The sequence below is a fragment of the Lysobacter enzymogenes genome (assembly GCF_017168095.1).
Taxonomy (GTDB): Bacteria; Pseudomonadota; Gammaproteobacteria; order Xanthomonadales; family Xanthomonadaceae; genus Lysobacter; species Lysobacter enzymogenes_D.
Genome location: NZ_LXSD01000102.1, coordinates 1 through 2,542, shown reverse-complemented (window position 1 = coordinate 2,542; position 2,542 = coordinate 1). Strand labels below are relative to the sequence as shown.

2 protein-coding genes and 1 pseudogene are annotated in these 2,542 nt (G+C 69.6%); 2 read left to right on the top strand and 1 reads right to left on the bottom strand.

All coding sequences use genetic code 11. The features are described 5' to 3' along the window. On the bottom strand, positions 1 to 1,342 hold a 1,342-nt coding region (gene rhlB, locus A7A76_RS02855), incomplete at its 3' end, for an ATP-dependent RNA helicase RhlB (protein WP_206409776.1). 288 nt (positions 1,343 to 1,630) lie between these two features. Here rhlB and trxA point away from each other — a divergent pair. Both trxA and A7A76_RS02845 read left to right on the top strand, forming a co-directional pair. Further along, positions 1,631 to 1,963 carry a thioredoxin gene (gene trxA / locus A7A76_RS02850; protein ID WP_074870863.1) on the top strand — a complete coding sequence of 111 codons (333 nt, stop codon included), beginning with the start codon at positions 1,631 to 1,633 and terminating at the stop codon, positions 1,961 to 1,963. Positions 1,964 to 2,334: 371 nt separating this feature from the next. Next, positions 2,335 to 2,542 (top strand): annotated as a pseudogene (locus tag A7A76_RS02845) (transcription termination factor Rho); the annotation flags it as partial.

The following is a 2,542-nucleotide window of genomic DNA, read 5'->3' as shown; positions in this document are numbered from 1 at the left end:
CGCTGCGCCCGCCGGGGCCGCCGCGGCCACGGCCGCTGCCGCCACCGCCGCGCCGCTGTTCGTCGGCGGCGCGCTGCTCGCGCGCTTCCTTGAAGATCGCGCCGATGCTCTCGCTTTCCTCTTCGCCCTCTTCCAGCGCCGGCGCCTCGCGCTGCGGACGCGGCAGCGCCACCAGCAGTTCGGCGTCGACCGGGGCGGTCGGCAGCTTCTGCTCGATGTAGGCCTCGATGTCCGGCAGGCTCATCGCATAGCGCTCGCAGGCGAAGCTGATCGCGTCGCCCTCGGCGCCCAGGCGCGCGGTGCGGCCGATGCGGTGGACGTAGTCTTCCGCGTCGAACGGCAGGTCGTAGTTGTAGACGTGGCTGACGCCGTCGATGTGCAGGCCGCGCGCGGCCACGTCGGTGGCGACCAGGATCTCGAGCTGGCCTTTCTGGAACTTGTTGAGCAGCGACTCGCGCTTCTTCTGCGGCACGTCGCCCGACAGCACGCCGACCCGGTAGCCGCCGCGCTCCAGCGCGCGCGCGACGCGCTCGACGAAGGCCTTGGTGTTGACGAACACCATCGTGCGCGCGCCCTCGCTGCGCGACAGCAGGCCCAGCAGCAGCGGGATCTTCTCGTCGTCGGCCGGGAAATAGACCTTCTGCCGGACCTTGGCCGCGGTGATGAACTCGGTCTCGACCACGACCTTCTCGGGCTCGTTCATGTGCTCGTAGGCCAGCTCCAGCACGCGGTGGCTCAGCGTCGCGGAGAACAGCAAGGTCTGGCGCTCGGTGCGGATCGGCATGCGCCGCAGCAGGAAGCGGATGTCCTTGATGAAGCCCAGGTCGAACATGCGGTCGGCTTCGTCGAGCACGCACACTTCGCAGGCGTGCAGCGAGACCACCTTGTGCTGCTTGACGTAGTCGATCAGCCGGCCCGGGGTGGCGATGATGACGTCGGCGCCCTTCTGCAGCAGCTCGCGCTGCTTGTCGTAGTCGACGCCGCCGTAGACCAGGGCGAACTTCAGGCCCAGCTCGGAGCCGAACTTGACCGCGTCCTTGTGGATCTGGATCGCCAGCTCGCGGGTCGGCGCCAGGATCAGCGCGCGGGGGTCTTCGGGCTTGCGCTCGGCCAGGGCCGGGCGGGTCAGCAGGCGGTTGATGACCGCGACCAGGAAGGCCAGGGTCTTGCCGGTGCCGGTCTGGGCCTGGCCGGCGACGTCGCGGCCGGTCAGGGCGATCGGCAGGGTCAGCGCCTGGATCGGGGTGCAGCGGGAGAACCCGGCCGCTTCCAGACCCGCGAGCAAGCTCGGATGCAGGTCGAAGGAGGAGAACGTGATATCGGTTAAAGGCTTGTCGCTCATGCGTTTCCGGAATCCGCGCCGGTTCGGCGCCATAGGGTGTCGCTTGCGTGGGTGGCGTCGGCGAAGCAGACTGCCGGGGCCGAGCCGGCACCCGTTTTATGCATCGGGAAGACCGGTTCGAGGAGGCCGTGGCGCGACGCGATACGCTGTGTCCCAGCCCTTGAAGGGGCCTTGAAGGCGCCACGAAACGCCCCAGTTTAGCGTAAGCCCCCGCCCGGCATGGCCCGCCCGGGCGTTCCGTTCCAAATTAGCCAAAACCGTATGGTTTGGCACCCGCAGGAGACCCCCGTGAGCGAAAAAGTTCTGCATGCTGGCGCTACCGATTTCGACGCCACCGTGCTGCAGTCGTCCGAACCCGTCCTGGTCGATTTCTGGGCGCCGTGGTGCGGCCCGTGCAAGGCCATCGGCCCGATCGTCGAGCAGCTGGCCGAGCAGTACGACGGCCGCGCCAAGGTGGTCAAGGTCGACGTGCAGGAACACCCCGCGCTCGGCGTACGTTTCAACATCCGCAGCATTCCGATGCTGATGATGTTCAAGGACGGCCAGATCCACTCGACCCAGCTGGGCGCGCCGCCGAACATCAAGACCCTGCTGACCCAGATGATCGACAAGGCCATCTGAGTCCGGCGCCGCGGACCGGGCCGGCGCGAGCGCGGCGGCCCGGGCGGCTTCGGCCAGCAAGCTTCAAGCGGATCCACGCGATCCACAGCGCGCGGCGCAGTCCGCAGCGCGATCCGCAGCGACACCACGTTCGCGCCCGCCACGGGCGCGGGCGCTCCTGAGCCCGAACCGGCCGACGCCGGCCCGGCCAGGTGAACGGCAGGATGCAGGAATCTTGCCGCAGCCCCGCAGCAGTGCTAGTTTCGCAGTACCCGGCGTCGGACTCCGCGTCCCCGCGCCGCACCCCGTCTAGCAACTCATCACATCAACCCACGTCCCTGACGTCCCGCTCGCCCGATGCGAGCGCTCGCCGCTTAGCGAGGAACCTCCGCTTGTCCGATAAGACCCCCGACGCTGGCGACACCGCCGAGAAGCGCGTGCGCAAGCCGCGCGCCAGCAAGGCCGCTGAGGCCGCTCCGGCCATCGTCGCCGATGCCAGCCCCCTGATTCCCGCGCCGATGCCCGCCAGCGAACCCGCTGCGGCAGCCGCGCCCGCGCCGCGCCCGGCCAAGGCCGCCGCGTCCGCTCCGGCCGCCAGCG